At 71.0% G+C, this 15,006-nt stretch carries 13 protein-coding genes; 6 read left to right on the top strand and 7 right to left on the bottom strand.

Annotated elements, in window-relative coordinates:
• Nucleotides 1-42 precede the first annotated feature (42 nt).
• Together ADL15_RS04705 and ADL15_RS04710 are read left to right on the top strand one after the other, a co-directional pair.
• Nucleotides 43-573 carry a DUF5987 family protein gene (locus ADL15_RS04705; protein WP_067685402.1) on the top strand — a complete coding sequence of 177 codons (531 nt, stop codon included), beginning with the start codon at nt 43-45 and terminating at the stop codon, nt 571-573.
• The gene (locus tag ADL15_RS04710; protein ID WP_067685330.1) at nt 570-2,210 is read left to right on the top strand and encodes a GMC family oxidoreductase N-terminal domain-containing protein; all 1,641 of its coding nucleotides are present in this window, start codon (nt 570-572) and stop codon (nt 2,208-2,210) included. The genes ADL15_RS04705 and ADL15_RS04710 overlap by 4 nt, the downstream gene beginning before the upstream one ends.
• A 42-nt stretch (nt 2,211-2,252) precedes the next feature.
• On the opposite strand, the gene ADL15_RS04715 is transcribed toward ADL15_RS04710, so the two are convergent.
• Entirely contained in the window at nt 2,253-2,690 is a 438-nt protein-coding gene (locus tag ADL15_RS04715; RefSeq protein ID WP_067685331.1) for an SCP2 sterol-binding domain-containing protein, read from the bottom strand.
• Between the two features lie 304 nt (nt 2,691-2,994).
• On the opposite strand from ADL15_RS04715, the gene ADL15_RS04720 reads away from it, so the two are divergent.
• The 3 genes from ADL15_RS04720 (at nt 2,995) to ADL15_RS04730 (ending at nt 7,602) form a co-directional block, all read left to right on the top strand.
• A complete protein-coding gene (locus ADL15_RS04720) occupies nt 2,995-5,229 on the top strand; it encodes an MMPL family transporter (RefSeq protein WP_067685332.1) in 2,235 nt (744 codons plus the stop codon).
• Between the two features lie 116 nt (nt 5,230-5,345).
• The gene (locus ADL15_RS04725; RefSeq protein ID WP_067685333.1) at nt 5,346-6,062 is read left to right on the top strand and encodes a response regulator; all 717 of its coding nucleotides are present in this window, start codon (nt 5,346-5,348) and stop codon (nt 6,060-6,062) included.
• Nucleotides 6,063-6,786: 724 nt separating this feature from the next.
• On the top strand, nt 6,787-7,602 hold the full coding sequence (locus ADL15_RS04730; RefSeq protein ID WP_067685334.1) for an alpha/beta hydrolase: 816 nt from the start codon (nt 6,787-6,789) through the stop codon (nt 7,600-7,602).
• Here the strand turns inward: ADL15_RS04730 and ADL15_RS04735 are convergent.
• Both ADL15_RS04735 and ADL15_RS04740 read right to left on the bottom strand, forming a co-directional pair.
• Nucleotides 7,590-8,192, bottom strand: coding sequence for an HAD family acid phosphatase (locus ADL15_RS04735; RefSeq protein WP_067685335.1), 603 nt, complete (start codon nt 8,190-8,192; stop codon nt 7,590-7,592). The two genes, ADL15_RS04730 and ADL15_RS04735, sit on opposite strands and share 13 nt — an antisense overlap.
• A gap of 123 nt (nt 8,193-8,315) precedes the next feature.
• On the bottom strand, nt 8,316-10,283 hold the full coding sequence (locus ADL15_RS04740; protein ID WP_067685403.1) for a PAS domain-containing sensor histidine kinase: 1,968 nt from the start codon (nt 10,281-10,283) through the stop codon (nt 8,316-8,318).
• A 141-nt stretch (nt 10,284-10,424) separates the two neighbouring features.
• Here ADL15_RS04740 and ADL15_RS04745 point away from each other — a divergent pair, with 141 nt between their 5' ends.
• The gene (locus tag ADL15_RS04745; protein ID WP_394326912.1) at nt 10,425-11,105 is read left to right on the top strand and encodes an NADPH-dependent F420 reductase; all 681 of its coding nucleotides are present in this window, start codon (nt 10,425-10,427) and stop codon (nt 11,103-11,105) included.
• A 57-nt stretch (nt 11,106-11,162) separates the two neighbouring features.
• On the opposite strand, the gene ADL15_RS04750 is transcribed toward ADL15_RS04745, so the two are convergent.
• The 4 genes from ADL15_RS04750 to ADL15_RS04765 form a co-directional block, all read right to left on the bottom strand.
• Nucleotides 11,163-11,831 (bottom strand): anti-sigma factor, encoded by a 669-nt coding sequence (locus tag ADL15_RS04750; protein WP_232343891.1) that lies wholly within the window; start codon nt 11,829-11,831, stop codon nt 11,163-11,165.
• Between the two features lie 13 nt (nt 11,832-11,844).
• Nucleotides 11,845-12,426, bottom strand: coding sequence for an RNA polymerase sigma factor (locus tag ADL15_RS04755; protein WP_067685338.1), 582 nt, complete (start codon nt 12,424-12,426; stop codon nt 11,845-11,847).
• A gap of 479 nt (nt 12,427-12,905) precedes the next feature.
• Nucleotides 12,906-13,883: a polysaccharide deacetylase family protein gene (locus tag ADL15_RS04760; protein WP_067685339.1), complete on the bottom strand. Its 978-nt coding sequence runs from the start codon at nt 13,881-13,883 to the stop codon at nt 12,906-12,908.
• Between the two features lie 13 nt (nt 13,884-13,896).
• Nucleotides 13,897-14,871 carry a glycoside hydrolase family 11 protein gene (locus tag ADL15_RS04765; RefSeq protein WP_067685340.1) on the bottom strand — a complete coding sequence of 325 codons (975 nt, stop codon included), beginning with the start codon at nt 14,869-14,871 and terminating at the stop codon, nt 13,897-13,899.
• Between the last annotated feature and the right edge of the window lie 135 nt (nt 14,872-15,006).

The raw sequence follows: 15,006 nt of genomic DNA on the forward strand, positions 1-15,006 counted from the left end.
CCGTTGCTCGAGATCGCGGTAGAACTCGACCCGGACCAGGTCATGACCCTCGAAGCCTTCGCCGACACCATCATCCCGGGCGAGCAACGCTGGCCCGGCGACCGGGCGGTGCCGGGCGCCGCGACCGGGGGCGGCGCGGTCACCTCCGGGGCGCTGGACCTGCTCGTGTCCGAGGAGGGCGGCATGGCCGGAACCCTCGACACCCTGGCGCTCGGCCTCGACGACCACGCCACCGACTACGCGGAACGCACCGGCCTGACGCTCGATCCGGCGGTGCCGCCGTTCGTGGCCCTGTCGTTCGAGCACCGCACCACGCTGACCGCCGAGCTCACCGCGCGGGACAGCCCCGACCAGGAGCTGTGGGTGGCACTGGCCATGTTCAGCGTGATGGCCTGGGACACCGGCGCGGCCGAGCACACCGTCGACGCGATCGCCGCCGGCCACCCCGGGCTCACCCAGATCGGCTTCGCCCCGCCGGACGCCGACGGCCTGTGGCGTTTCCCGGACTTCTCCTACGGGCGGGTCCTGGCCCCGTCACACCCGCACACCACACCCACGGGAGATCCCGCATGAGCGACACCGACAGCACCGACGTCCTGATCATCGGCAGCGGGTTCGGGGGCTCGATCCCGGCGTACCGGCTGGCCGCCGGCGGAGCCCGGGTCGTGGTCCTGGAACGGGGGCCGTGGCTGTCCGGCAAGGACTTCGACCACGACTTCAAGTTCGGCAGCGCCAGCACCCGGGTCTTCGAGTTCACCATGGGCGACGGCATGAACGTGCTGGGCGGCAACTGCGTGGGCGGCGGCAGCGTCGTCTACTTCGCCGCCATGCCCCGGGCGCCCCGGTTCACCTTCGAACGCCACGGCAGCCTGGGCCGGCGGCTGTGGCCCGGTTCGGTCGACCGGTCGGCGCTCGACCCCTGGTACGACACCGTCGCGGAGTCGCTGCCGATCAGCCGCAACGACTGGTCGGACGTCACGTACTCCGGTGGGTTGTGGGCCGCGGCGTGCGCGCACGCCGGGCGGACCGCGAACCCGGTGCCGGCCGCGATCGACAAGTCCTCGTGCACCAACTGCAACTGGATGATGTCCGGCTGCCGGTTCGACGCCAAACGGTCATTGCTGCTCAACTACATCCCGTCCGCGGTGGCGGCCGGCGCGCAGATCCGGCCGCTGCACGAGGTGCAGTACATCTCCCGGACCGCCGACGACGGCTACCGGGTGCACTTCAACACCCTCGACGAGGTCGACTACCGGGAGGTCACCGGCAGCGGCACGATCGACGCGCGGATCGTCATCGTGGCGGCCGGCGCGGCGGCCACCCCGGTCATCCTGCAACGCTCCGAGCAGGCGCTGGGCGAGATGCCGGCCGCGGTCGGGCGCTACTTCTCCGGCAACGGCGAACGTCTGAACACCGCGATCGTCAACGAGGACAAGGTACGCGAGGTGCTCGGGCTCAGCCGGCCCGACGGTGTCGCGTACGAGGGGTATCAGATCGGCAAGGGCCCGGTCTGCGCGAGCTGGGACAAGCTGGACGGCGACCTGCCCGAGTTCAGCCGGCACTCGCTCGAGCAGCTGTACTTCCCGCCCGGGTTCGGGTCCATCCTGGCCCAGGTGCCGGACGCGACCGGGCCCAGCTGGTTCGGCGTGGAGAAGAAGGAGATCCTGCGCCGCTGGAAGTCCTGGCTGACGATCTTCATCATGAGCGAGGACGACAACGAGGGGGTGTTCGGCCCGCCGCCGCCGACCGGCAACGGCGACCGCATCGCCCAGCAGATGCTCAGCCGGGGCGCGTTGAGCTACGAGCCGACCGCGAACACGCTCGCCGGGTGGGAGCGGGCCGACGCCGACGTCCGCGACATCCTGGAACGTGACGGGCTGTCCCGGGTGATGCCGTGGACGAACGAGGTGATCGGGGCGTACACGGTGCACCCGCTCGCGTCCTGCCGCATCGGCGACGACCCGCAGACGTCGGCGCTGGACGACCGGCACGAGCTGCGCGGGCATCCGGGCATCTTCGTGACCGACGGTTCCGCGGTCCCGGCCGGGCTGACGGTCAATCCGGCGTTCACCATCGCCGCGCTGGCCGAGCGGGCGGTGCCGGGGATCGTCCAGGCGGCGATTGACCGGGGGGTCGGGGTGCGCTACGTGTCCCGGCCGCCGGAGCACGCGACGGTGAGCGCTTCCTCGCCGGTCGGCGCCGGGGCTTGACCACACCGGGCCCGCCATCTCGGTGGCGGGCCCTCGGGGTGCTCAGACCTTCGGCACGTCGAAGTACTGCGGGAACGTGCGGGCTAGGCCCAGATCGCCGCGGGCTTTGAGCCGGCCGCGCAGGAACAGCGTCCACGCGGCGGCGCTCCCGGTGGTCATCCGCAGGAAGTTCGCGACGTCCAGGCGCAGGGTCAGCCGCGCCGGGTCGGGGGTGCCGGGCACGGTCACGCACTGCCCGCCGGCGATGGTGACCTGGTAGGCGGCGTCCGCGTTGTCGGGCCCGAGCACGTGCCAGTGCACGACGGTGTCGAGCGCACCGGCGCGGTCGGCGCGGAACACCCCGGGCATCCCCTCGAAGATCGAGTCCAGCAGCGACGGCCCGGCGTCGCGCACCAGTTGCTCCAGGTCGGCATCGGAGGCGGCCCGCACTTGCAGGGCGAACTCACCGGGTTCGGTCAACGGATCCGCTTGGATGGCCATCGGGGTGCTCCTCGAAATAGGGGTGGTAGGGGGTCTCCTCGAGCTTCTAGGGGTAGGGGTCCACCAACCAACTTCCAGCGTGCGCAGCAGCGACGGCCGGGCTCAGATGGTCCTGTCCTGCCACCCGGCGGGTACCGCGGCTGCGGTACCCGCCGCATAGCGGAAACCGCTGGTAACGCGCCTGCGGTAGCCGCGGATGCCGTGCGCGGTTGACGACGTGGGCCGGCGCGGACGGGATTCTGGAGATCGCCCGAGGACGCCCCTCGTGTCGTCCCCGAATCACCTACCGAGGAGTCCTGTCTCGATGGCTGCGTATCTGTCCCGGCTCGGCGCGTTCAGTGCCCGGCATCGGGTTCTCGTTTTTGTCGTCTGGGGGCTGATGCTGGCTGTCGGCGTCGTCGGCACCGTGACCGGCATGACGTTCAGCGAGGGCGGGTTCAGCCTGTCGAGTACCGAGTCCGGCCGGGCCCTGCAAGTCATGCAGGCGAAGTTCCCGGCGACCGCGATCGACGACACCAAGGGCACTCTGCAGCTGGTGCTCACCGCCCCCGCCGGACAGAAGGTCACCGGCGCGACCAGCAAGAAGATCATCGCCACGGCGATCGAGAGGGTCACCGAGGTCGGGCACGTCGCGGCGGTCAGCGACCCGTTCGCCAAGGATCGATCGTACGTGTCGGCAGACGGCACCACGGCGGTCGCGACCGTGACGCTGACCGGGCTGACCGACGACGTCGACACCGACCCGATCTACGCAAAGGTGCTCGCCGTCGCCGACCAGGCCCGCGACGCCGGACTGAGCGTGGAGGTCGGCGGGTCGATCGGCGACCAGGTGCCCGAGCAGAGCCCGGCCGAGGGCCTCGGCGCCATGATCGCGTTCATCATCCTGATCGTCACGTTCGGCTCGCTGATCGCGGCCGGCGCCAACATGCTCGGCGCGCTGCTCGGGCTCGCCACCGGGCTGCTCGGCGTGTTCGCGCTGTCCGCCTGGCACCCGATCGGCTCGACCACGCCCACCCTGGCCGGCATGATCGGCCTCGCCGTCGGCATCGACTACGGGCTGTTCATCCTGGCCCGGTTCCGCACCGAACTGCGCGAGGGCCGTACCGTCGAGGAAGCCATCGCCCGCTCGATCGGCACCGCCGGCTCCGCGGTCGTGTTCGCCGGCGCCACCGTGATCATCGCGCTGGTCGGCCTGTCGGTGGTCCGGATCCCGTTCATCACCGAGATGGGCCTCGCCGCCGCGGTCACCGTCGCCACCACCGTGCTGATGGCGCTCACGTTCCTGCCGGCGCTGATGCGCTCGATGGGCTACCGGGTGCTGTCCCGCCGGGAACGCACCATGATCCGCAAGGGTGTTCCGCTGCCGGAGCAGGCCGCGCAGCGGGGACGGCGCCGCTCGTTCCTCGGCGGCTGGATCCGTGTCGTGATGAAGGCGCCGCTGCCGATCGCGGTGGTCGCGATCGCCGGGCTGCTCTTGCTGGCCATGCCGACGTTCGACCTCAGGACCGCGCTGAGCACCCCCGGCGGCGAGGACCCGGACAGCACCCAGCGGGCCGCGTACACCGTGATCGCCGACAAGTTCGGCGCCGGCAGCCAGAGCGCGCTGATCGTCCTGGTCGAGGGCACCGGCGTGGCCGGCAAGCTCGACCAGGTGGCCGGCATGGTCACGGCGGTCGGCGACGTCGCCGCGGTCACCCCGGCCGGGGCCAGCGAGGACGGGACGACCGCGATGCTTCAGGTCGTACCGAAAGGTGGTCCTATCGACGACGCGACCCGTGACCTGGTCCGCGACATCCGCGACCACGCCGCAGACGTCGCCGGGGTGAGCATCGCCGTCACCGGATCCACCGCCGTCGACATCGACACCAACGACATGCTCAGCGACGCTCTGATCATCTACCTGGTGCTGGTGGTCAGCCTGGCCCTGGTCCTGCTGATCATCCTGTTCCGGTCGCTGCTGGTCCCGCTCGTGGGCACGCTGGGCTTCCTGCTCTCGCTCGGCACCGCGTTCGGCGTCACCGTCAAGGTCTTCCAGGACGGCTGGGCCGACGCGCTGATCCCGGCGCCGTCCGGCAACCCGATCCTGAGCCTGCTGCCGATCCTGATCGTCGGCATCCTGTTCGGCCTGGCCATGGACTACCAGGTGTTCCTGGTCTCCCGGATGCACGAGGCACACGCCCGCGGCCTGAGCCCGGCCGACGCGATCGTCGACGGCTTCCAGCGCACGGCGGTGGTCGTGGTCGCCGCCGCGGCCATCATGATCGCGGTGTTCGCCGGCTTCGCCACCGCGGTGTCACCGTTCGTCGCCGCGATCGGGTTCGCCCTGTCGGTGGGCGTGCTCGCCGACGCCGTCATCGTCCGCATGATCATCGTTCCGGCGGTGCTGAAACTGCTCGGCAACGCCGCCTGGTGGATGCCCCGCTGGCTCGACCGCCTCCTGCCGACCATCGACGCCGAGGGCCGCACCCTGGAAGCCGCCGACCGGCAAGCGCCGCAGCACACCGACGAGGACGTGCTGACACCCGCCGGAACGCGCTGACCACAGCCAGGATCCGGAACACCGAGCGGTGGTCGCCGACCCGGCGACCACCGCTCGCCGGCCGGGACACCGGGGTTCGCGTCCGCCCCGGACGCACCGTTACGGAGAATGATCGAGTGACCATCCGCGTGCTGCTCGCCGACGACCAGGCCCTCTTGCGGGCGACGTTTCGCCTGCTGCTCGACTCCGATCCTGGCATCGAGGTGGTCGGTGAGGCGGCCACCGGTGCCGAGGCCGTGACCCGGGCCCGGGAGCTGGCCGTCGACCTGGTGCTGATGGACATCCGGATGCCGGAGATGGACGGCATCGAGGCGACCCGGCTGATCACCGCCGACGCGTCGCTCGCCGGGGTGCGGGTGCTGGTGCTGACCACGTTCGAGACCGATGAGATCGTGGTGGCCGCGCTGCGGGCCGGTGCCAGCGGCTTCCTCGGCAAGGGGGTCAACCCCGACGAGTTGCTGCAGGCCGTCCGGACCGTCGCCGCCGGTGAATCGCTGCTGTCGCCGGCCGCGACCACGGCGCTGATCGGCCGGTTCCTGGCCCAGCCCCCGGCGGCGACGCCGGAACCGTCGAGCGCCGAACCGGCCTACGCACGGGCCCTGACCGAGCTGACCGGCCGTGAACGGGAGATCACCGCCCTGGTCGGGGCCGGACTGTCCAACTACGAGATCGCGGACCGGCTGACGATCAGCGCGGCCACCGCGAAGACCCACGTCAACCGGGCCATGATGAAAACCGGCTCCCGGGACCGGGCGCAGCTGGTGGTGTTCGCCTACGAGACCGGGCTGACCACACCACGCGCCGGCACCCGAACCGATTCCGGCGGACGGTAGCGCCGCGCGGGCGGCTACAGCGGCCGAATAACCAGCCGAGCCCGCCGGTCATGGGCACCTCAAAGGCCTCATAACGGCCACGAGAACCAGCCCAACTCGCCCAGCTGGTCCTGGCAGCCCTTAAAGCACCCCCATAACGGCCACCACAACCAGCCCAACCGACCCAGCTGGCCGAGACGGCCCCTAAAGCACCCGGATAACGGCCGCCAGGACCAGCCGAGCCCCGCAACACTCCCTGCCAACCGCCCCAAAACGCGCAACCGGCGACCCCGACCGGACCACGAACCGAGACCCCCGACCACCTGCTGAGATAACCGCCCCACCCACAAACCACAACCGGCGGAACCAACCGCGACCCCGCCTGGCCAGCCGGCCCCAGCCACCCACCCACCGCAACCCGCCGACCACTGGTTGCTGGCTGGCTCTGAGGGGTGCCTCCCGGGGTGGGAGGCACCCCTCAGAGCCAGCCCGGACCGAGAGCCGCGCCACGGTCCGAGCCGGCACCGACCTCGCGCAGGCAACCGCCAACCAGAAGACCCGCCACGGCACGGGCCGGCACAGGCCCACGGGCGGGACCCGGCCCGCAGCCTGCGGACCCGCGCTCCCCACCCGGACCAAAGACACGCGCTCCCCACCCGGACCAAAAAGCGATTAAGTCATCCGACTGATTCGACCGCCGTGACTGCCGCGGCATCCTTCCGGTATCACCACGAAGGAGCGCACGATGTCCGAGATCCGCACCCCCGTCGTCTTCATCCACGGTCTCTGGTTGCACGCCACGTCCTGGCAGCCATGGAGCGACCTGTTCGCCGCGCAGGGCTACGACCCGATCGCGCCCGGCTGGCCCGGTGAGCCGCCGACCGTCGCCGCCGCCCGCAGCAACCCCGACGCCGTCGCCGGGGTCGGCATCGACGACGTCGTCGCGCACTACGCCAAAATCGTCGACGAGCTGCCGGTCCCGCCGGTCCTGATCGGGCACTCGTTCGGCGGGCTGATCGTCCAGAGGCTGCTGGCCGATCACCAGGGCGCGGCCGGCGTCGCGATCGACCCGGCGCAGATCAAGGGCGTGAAGCCGCTGCCGTTCGCCCAGTTGCGTTCCGCGTTCCCGGTGCTCGGCAACCCGGCGAACCGGAAGCGGGCCGTCTCGCTCACCGAAAAGCAGTTCCGTTACGGCTTCGGCAACGCCCTCCCGGCCGCCGAGTCCGACGTGCTGCACGAGCGGTGGACGATCCCCTCCCCCGGTCGGCCGCTGTTCGAGGCCGCGCTGGCGAACTTCGCCAAGCACTCGCCGGCCGCCGTCGACACCGCCGCCACCGGCCGTGGCCCGCTGCTGCTGATCTCCGGCCAGCAGGATCACACCGTGCCGGACGTGGTGACCCGGGCCGCGTACAAGCTCTACGGTGACGCGACGTCGGTCACCGAGCTCAAGCAGTTCCCGGACCGGGGTCACTCACTGACCGTCGACGCCGGCTGGCGGGGCGTCGCCGATCACGTCCTGGGCTGGCTGAACAGCCAGGGTTTAACCGGTCAGTCCAGCTGACCGTCGTAGTCCGGGAGTTTGAACGTCCGCTCGGCGTGCCCGCCGCCGAGGTCGGTCGCGCTGTTCCCGACGTTGGCCACGATCGTGTAGCCGCGGCGTTCGATGTCGATGCGGGCGTTGGTCTTGAGGGTCTGGTTGCTGGAGAAGTCGAACGTCGCACGGGTGTAGAGGTCGGTCCAGACGTAGCCGACCGCCTTCAGGTTCAGCGCGGTCACCGGCTCGATGATCTCGGGGCGGGCGGTCACGAAGAAGACCGCCGCCCCGGCCGCGCGGGCCTGCTTGGCCAGGGCGAGCACGCCGGGCGTCGCGTCGTAGGGCTTGTACTTGCTCTGCAGCGCGGTGTTGTCGATGTCCAGCACGATCGCCGCCCGCACGCCGGAGTCCGGCAGACGTCCGCCGAGATAGCCGGCGGCCGCGTCGGTCACGGCCGCGACATCCGACAACCAGATCTCGTACGACGGAAGCGCCTGAACCGCCACCCCCGCCCGGGCTGGCAACGGCGCCGCCGAGGCGCTCGCAGCGACTCCGGTGGTGAGCACGGTCGAGCAGGCCGCGGTGAGCAGCACCCCTCGCAGCACGGCGTTACGCATGGTTTCTCCTCGATCGTCCCCGGACGTGACCGCGGTAGTCCACCGGGCCCAGATGACCACCCGGCGAACCCCGAATTATCGACGATCGTAAATGAGATGACGCCGCGCCGACAGGTGACCGGGTCAGGTGACCGGGAGCCGGACGATGAACGTCGTGGTGGCCTCTTCCGGCTCGCTGACCGTGATGGTCCCGCCGTGCTGCTCGACGATCGCGCGGGCCAGGGTCAGGCCCAGTCCGTTGCCGGGGATGCCGCGGTGCAGGGTGTTCTCGGTGCGGTAGAACAGGTCGAAGATCCGGGCGTGCTCGTCGGCCGGGATCCGGGTGCCGACGTTGGTGACCGCCAGCACCGCGGTGTGGTCGTCGGCGTGTGCCGTGATGCCCACGACGGTGTCGGCGGGCGCCCAGGTCAACGCGTTGTGCAGCAGCTCGTCGATCACGTTGCGGAGCCGGCCCGGATCGCCGTTGATCATGACTCGGGCCGGGGAGTTCACGTCGATGGTGACCCGGGAGCTGGTCCGTTCGGCCTGCTCGGCGGCGGCCCGCGCCAGGTCGGTCAGGTTGACCAGCCGGGGTTCCAGGGTGATGTGCCCGTTGCGGGTGCCGGCCACGTCGAGCAGCTTCTCGATCAGCACCTGCAGGTCGCCGGAGCGCCGGTGGACGACCTCGAGCATGTCGTCCCGGTCCGCGGCGGACATGTCCGGGTCGTCGCGCATCATCTCCGCGTACGACTGGACCAGCGTCAGCGGCGTCCGCAGATCGTGCCCGACCAGCGCGATGTACTCGTCCCGGGTCGCCTCGAGTTCGGCGGCGAACTGGTCCGCGCGCCGCCGTTCCAGAAACTCCCCCAGCTGGGCCGCGAGACTGATCATCGCGGCCGTTCGCATGTCGTCCGGCGCTTCCCGGTCCTCGCTGTAACAGACCAGCACGCCCAGGACCAGCGCGCCGCTGGGAATGGAGACCGCGAGCGCGGACCGCAGCGGCGCCCAGTGCCGGGACTGCTGCGCGGCGGCGGGGTCGGTGTCCAGGTCGGCGACCCAGACCGGTTCGTTGCTCTTCCACGCCCGGCCCGGGATGCCGATCCCCTTGCCGAGCCGGTCCGGCAGCTCCCGGGGCAGCTGGTGCTCGAGGGCCGTCCAGGAGGCGGACCGCCGCAGCACCCGGCCGACCTGGTCCACCGACCAGAACTCGGCGGCCGACCAGCCCAGCCGCTCACCGATCAGCCCGATCGCGGCTTTGATCAGGCTGTCTGCCGGGTCGGCCCGGGCCAGCAGCTCGGCGACCTGCCGTCCGCACTCCTTGAACTGCTCGGCCCGCTGCGCCCGGGTGATCTCGTGCACGGCCAGCACCGCGGCGAGCCGGCCGCCGTCCGAGATCGGTTTCCCCTGTACCCGCAGGGTGCGCGGGGCGACCCGGTCGCCCTTCGCGACGACCAGCATGTTCTCCACCGGTTCGCCGCGCAGCAGCAGTTCGACCGGCAGGTCGTCCGGGGCGATGGCGTTGCCGTCCGGATCGGTGAACGCGACGTGGCTGAACCGCTGCCCCCACAGGTCGACCGGCCCGGCGTCGAGCGGCAGGCCGAACAGGTCCCGCGCGATGTGGTTGCTGAGCACGGCCCGCCCGTCGCTGTCGCAGCCGACGACCGCGGTGTCCAGGCTGTCCAGCACGGCGTGCAGGGTGTCCTCCTGGCCCTGCACGTGCGCGGTGACGTCCTCGGCCCGGTGCACGATCCAGAGCAGCTCGCCGTCCGGGCTCTCGACCGGTGAGTTCATCGGCGCCCAGTACCGGGTCTCGAAGTCGGTGCGGCCGGGCACCACGATCGGGTACTTCTGGATGGCCATCACGTCGACCACCCGGTTGTCGCGTACCCGGTTCAGTGACGCCCGGAGGTTGGCGACGCCGTCCGCGTCGGGGTCGGCGGGATCGTCCGGAAAGGCGTCGAAGACCAACCGTCCCATGAGCATGGCGCGGTCGGTCCCCGTCGCCTGAAGAAAGGCGTCGCTGGCGGCGACGATCCGCAGGTCGGGATCGACCACCAGCAACGCGGCCGGCGCGGATTCGAACACACGCCGGAAATCCACCTCGATGCCCATGGCGGCCACGAACACAGGCTAGCGACGTTCCTGCAGGTCGGAGCGGTAAACCGGGATCGGACCGGCGTCACAGGCCGGTTGGTGGGCATCGGTGCCCGATCCGAGGCAGGATCGAGGTAGCCATCTATCCCGGCGATAGGAATTGAGGGCACTCACGTGCGTATCGGAATCATCGGCGCCGGCTTCATCGGCGGCACACTCACCCGCCGGCTCACCGCACTCGGCCACCAGGTGCACGTCGCGAACTCCCGCGCCCCGGAGACCCTCGCGGACCTGGCCGCCGAGACCGGCGCGACGGCCGTCCTGGCCGCCGACGCCGCGACCGACGCCGACCTGGTGATCGTCAGCATCCCGCAGAAGAACGTCCCGGACCTCGCGCCCGGCATCGTCGACCGCCGCAAGCCGGGTGCGCCGGTGATCGAGACGAACAACTACTACCCGCGGCAGCGCGACGGCCTGATCGCCGAGATCGAGGCCGGCCTCACCGAGAGCGCCTGGGTCGCCAAGCTGATCGGCGCCCCGGTGTACAAGGTCTTCAACGGCATCTACTGGAAGCACCTGCTGAGCAAGGGCACCGAGGCCGGCACGCCGGGCCGGATCGCGCTGCCGGTCGCCGGCGCGCCGGGCGCCGGGCAGGACCTGGTCTTCCGGATCGTCGACGAGCTCGGCTTCGACCCGGTCGACGGCGGCCCGATCGAGGAGTCCTGGCGCCAGCAGCCGGGCACCCCGGTCTACGGCAAGGACTACGACGCCGACGGCACCCGCCGCGCCCTGGCCGAGGCCCCCGCGGAACGCCCCGCCGACTTCCGCGCCGAGGCCTGACACCGGGCGCGGGCGGTGCGAGCCGCCCGCGCCCGTCGGGCTGTGCGCCCCGGCGGTTCACCAGGTCAGCGTGCCCCGCAGCAGGCTGTGCCCGGAGTGCCCGGCGTCCCCGTCGTGCGGCTCGTCGCTCACGTCCACGAGGCGGTACCGGCTCAGGTCGGTGCCCGGCGGCACCGGCAGCTCCGCACGCGCGCCGTCCGGCAGGTTGCCGAGCGCCACCATCTTGGTCAGGTCGTCCGGATCGATCAGCCACACCTCATGAAAACCCGAGGTCAACGGCAGATTTTGTACGACGATCCGCACGTCCCCACCGGCCAGCACCCGGACCGAGCCCCCCGCCGTCGCCGGCACGTCGGGCAGCGGCGTGAGCGTCGCCCGCGCCGTCACCCGGGGCGCCGCGCTGCGCTGGGTGACCCGGACCGCGACAAGCGTCCCGGCCACCGCGAGCACCGCGGCGGCGGCGGCCGCGAGCACCGGCGCCAGCCAGCTCGGCCGGCGTTCCCCCCGGTCCGGACGGTCCGGGCGCCGCTGCCGTTCCCGGCGCTCGTCGAGGACCGCGACCGGCGGCGTGGTGATGCCCGCTTCGATGGCCTGCCAGACGTGCTCCGGCGGCGGGGGCAGATCGGGCAGGTCCCGGCCTCCCGCGCCGAGCTCGGCGACGGTCCGCAACGTGTCCAGGTCGTGACGGCACCCGGGACACCCCGTCAGGTGATCGGTCTCGGTCAAATCCTCGGGCTCCTCAGAGAGCGCCAGAAGGACCAGCCGATCGGGATCCAGATGCTGCACCGTCCACCTCCCAACGACGTCGCAGGTTCGCCATCCCACGCCGGATATGGCTCTTGACCGTACCCAGCGGCAGCCCGGTGACCTCGGCTATCTGCGGGTGCGTCAGGTCTTCGAAGAACGCCAGCTCCAATGTCCGGCGCTGCTCCTGGGGCAGCCGGCCCAGCTCGTCCGCGACGACCAGCCGGTCCACCACCCGGTCCGGCGTTTCCCGGGCGTCCGGTGGCGGGGCGGCCTGCGACCGTACCGTCTCGGTCACGCGGACGTCGCGCGCCGCCGACCGCAACCGGTCGACGGCCTTGCGGCGGGCGATCCCGAGCAGCCAGCCCAGCATGGTGCCGCGCTCCGGGTCGAACGTGTCCCGTCCGGTCCACGCCGCCACGAACGTCAGCTGCGTGACGTCCTCCGCGTCGGTCCGGTTCCCGAGCATCCGCTGCGCCAGGTACAGCACCGCCCCACCGTGCCGCTCATACGCCGCCCGTAGCGCCTTCTCATCCCCGTCACGCCACCGCCCGGCGAGCTCGTCCTCGGAATCCATCGACCTCTCTCCCGCACACAGTTATTCCGATGATTCGCTCGGGGACGCCGCCATGGATGCATCAACCCCCAGAGGATAAGAATACCGAGCGCCCCGCCGCAGGCTACAAGCCGAGTCCCGGGCCGGTCTCGCGCGAGACCGCGGCCACTCCGGACCGCGGCGCGCCTGCGGACCCCGGCTGGCGCTGGCGGCTGCCTCCGGCAGCCCGAGCCAGCCGTGAACACCAGCCGAGACCGTGACCGCCCCGGACCGCAATGCACCGCACGGTCTTCGGCTGGCTTCCAGGGGTGTCTCGATGCTCTCGAGACACCCCTGGAAGCCAGCCGGGGACTGGGGGCGCGCTGCGGTCCGGGGCGGACGCGGTGTCGCGTGAGACCGGCCCGGGGCGTGGCTCGTAGCCTGCGGCGGGGCGCTCGGTATTCGTACAAAATGGGGTTGAAACGGCGCGGCGCCCGGACAAGGACGCCGCGCCGGGAGAGTTATGCCGTGGCGCAGCTGGCCGACGGCCAGGTCCAGTTGCCGTTGGTTTGGATCGTCACGCCGAAGGTGTTGCCGCTGCCGTTGGGTTTGGCGACCATCTGCTGGGCGCTGGGCCAGGTGGCGGCGGTGTTCCAGGTGGCGATGACCTTTGCCGGGGACGGGATGTTCAGGGTGACCGTCCAGCTGCTGGAGCCCGTGACCGCCACGCTGAGGTTGTAGCGGTCGCTCCACTGCTGACCCGCGGAGATGGTGGCCGTGCAGCTGCCGGACTGCGGCGGGGTGGTCGTCGGCGGGGTGGTCGTGCCGCCACCGTCGGGGGCGACGGCCCGGCCGGTGGACGGGGAGATCATGCCGCTGCAGAGGCCGCGGGCGGCCAGGCCCTGAGCGATCCGCGGAACGGCGGCGACCGTGTTGGCCGGCCAGTCGTGCATCAGGATGACCTGGCCGTTGGTGAGCCGGCCGGCCGCCGCGACGATCGCGTCGGTGCTGGCGTTGTTCCAGTCCTGCGAGTCGACGTCCCAGATGATCTCGGTGAGGCCGTACTTCTGCTCGACCGCCTTCAGGGTCGCGTTCGTCTCGCCGTAGGGCGGCCGGAACAGTTTCGGGGTGCCGCCACCGGCGTTCGCGATGGCCGTCTGGGTCCGGGAGATCTCGGAGTCCATGGTGGCCTGGCTCTGCTGGGTCAGGTGCGGGTGGGTGTAGCTGTGGTTGCCCACCCACATCCCCGCGTCGACCTGGGCCCGGACCAGGCCGGGGTTCGCGGCGGCGTACTGGCCCTCGTTGAACATGGTGGCCCGCAGGCCGTTCGCGCGCAGGGTGTTCAGCAGGTTCTGGGTGTTGCCGGCGGTGGGGCCGTCGTCGTAGGTGAGGCCGACGTAGCCGCTGCACGCGGCGGCCTGCGACGGGGTGGCGTCCATGGTCACGGCGATACCGGCCGCGGCGGCCACGATGGCGGCCAGGGAGGCTGCGATGCGCATCTGACGTTCCTCTCTAGCTCGCGCTGCACGAGACGCTGGGCCAGGTCCACGTGCCGTTGGCCTGGATGGTGACGCCGAAGTTGTTGCCGCTGCCGTTCGGCTTGGCGACCATCTGCTGGGCGGAGGGCCAGGTCGCGGCGGTGTTCCAGGTGGAGAGCACCTTCGCCGAGCCGGGCAGGTTGAGGGTCACCGTCCAGTTGCTGGAGCCGGTCACCGCGACGTTGAGGTTGTACCTGTCGCTCCACTGCTGCCCGGCGGAGAGGGTGGCGGTGCAGCCGCCGGACTGCGGCGGTGCGGTGGTGGTGCCGGTGGTCGGCGTGGTGGTGCCGCCGATGGTGATGTTGGAGTTGCCGGAGCTCTGGTAGCCCTCGGTCGCCAGGATCATGTAGTTGAAGGTGCCGAGGTTCATGCCCTTGCTCGCCCAGGCGTCGAAGTGGTTGCCGCTGGTGATGGTGCCGCCGGTGCGCTTCTGCTGGCGGACGCTCCAGTACTGGTAGAACGTCGAGTTGTTGCCCTCGATCGACGGGGCGTTGACCCGCTGGGTGCGGTAGATGTCGTACGTGCCGCCGTCGCTGGTCACGGTGCCCATGAACGTGCCGGTGGGCCGGTAGGTGCCCCAGTTGTCGACGATGTAGTACTCGATCAGCGGGCCGGTGGTCCAGCCGTAGAGCGTCAGGTACGCGTTGCCGGACGGGTTGAACGAGCCGGAGTACGTGACCGCGCGGCGCCCGCCGGTGCTCCAGCCCTTGCCGGCGACGAAGTTGTTGATGCCGCTCCACTGGGTGCTGTACTGGCCGCCGGCGCCCATGGTCATCGAGACGTTGCCGGTGTCCTTCCAGAACGAGAAGTAGTACCCGTTGTTGGTGCCGGTCTGGTTGGTGGTCACGGTGGTGTCCGCGCGGGCCGGGGCGGCCAGCACGGTGGCCACGACGGCCAGGATCGCCGCGCAGGCGGCGCTGAAGAGCAACCGGACGCGATTTCTGGGCATGGTGATCAGACCTCCCGGGTGGGGGATTTCGGGCGGGTTGTCAATCGACGCCTACTGATGTGTCGACTGCCGCAGTATTGGCCCGGGCTCGCGCTGGTGTCAACAACTTCCGGATACATACCGGAAACATGCTTG

The sequence above is a fragment of the Actinoplanes awajinensis subsp. mycoplanecinus genome, from assembly GCF_001509495.1.
Lineage (GTDB): Bacteria > Actinomycetota > Actinomycetes > Mycobacteriales > Micromonosporaceae > Actinoplanes > Actinoplanes palleronii.

Coding starts and splice junctions, on each gene's coding strand:
- ADL15_RS04705 (WP_067685402.1), top strand. CDS start 43: ATGACCCTCGAAGCCTTCGCCGACACCATCATCCCGGGCGAGCAACGC.
- ADL15_RS04710 (WP_067685330.1), top strand. CDS start 570: ATGAGCGACACCGACAGCACCGACGTCCTGATCATCGGCAGCGGGTTC.
- ADL15_RS04715 (WP_067685331.1), bottom strand. CDS start 2,690: ATGGCCATCCAAGCGGATCCGTTGACCGAACCCGGTGAGTTCGCCCTG.
- ADL15_RS04720 (WP_067685332.1), top strand. CDS start 2,995: ATGGCTGCGTATCTGTCCCGGCTCGGCGCGTTCAGTGCCCGGCATCGG.
- ADL15_RS04730 (WP_067685334.1), top strand. CDS start 6,787: ATGTCCGAGATCCGCACCCCCGTCGTCTTCATCCACGGTCTCTGGTTG.
- ADL15_RS04735 (WP_067685335.1), bottom strand. CDS start 8,192: ATGCGTAACGCCGTGCTGCGAGGGGTGCTGCTCACCGCGGCCTGCTCG.
- ADL15_RS04740 (WP_067685403.1), bottom strand. CDS start 10,283: ATGGGCATCGAGGTGGATTTCCGGCGTGTGTTCGAATCCGCGCCGGCC.
- ADL15_RS04755 (WP_067685338.1), bottom strand. CDS start 12,426: ATGGATTCCGAGGACGAGCTCGCCGGGCGGTGGCGTGACGGGGATGAG.
- ADL15_RS04760 (WP_067685339.1), bottom strand. CDS start 13,883: ATGCGCATCGCAGCCTCCCTGGCCGCCATCGTGGCCGCCGCGGCCGGT.
- ADL15_RS04765 (WP_067685340.1), bottom strand. CDS start 14,871: ATGCCCAGAAATCGCGTCCGGTTGCTCTTCAGCGCCGCCTGCGCGGCG.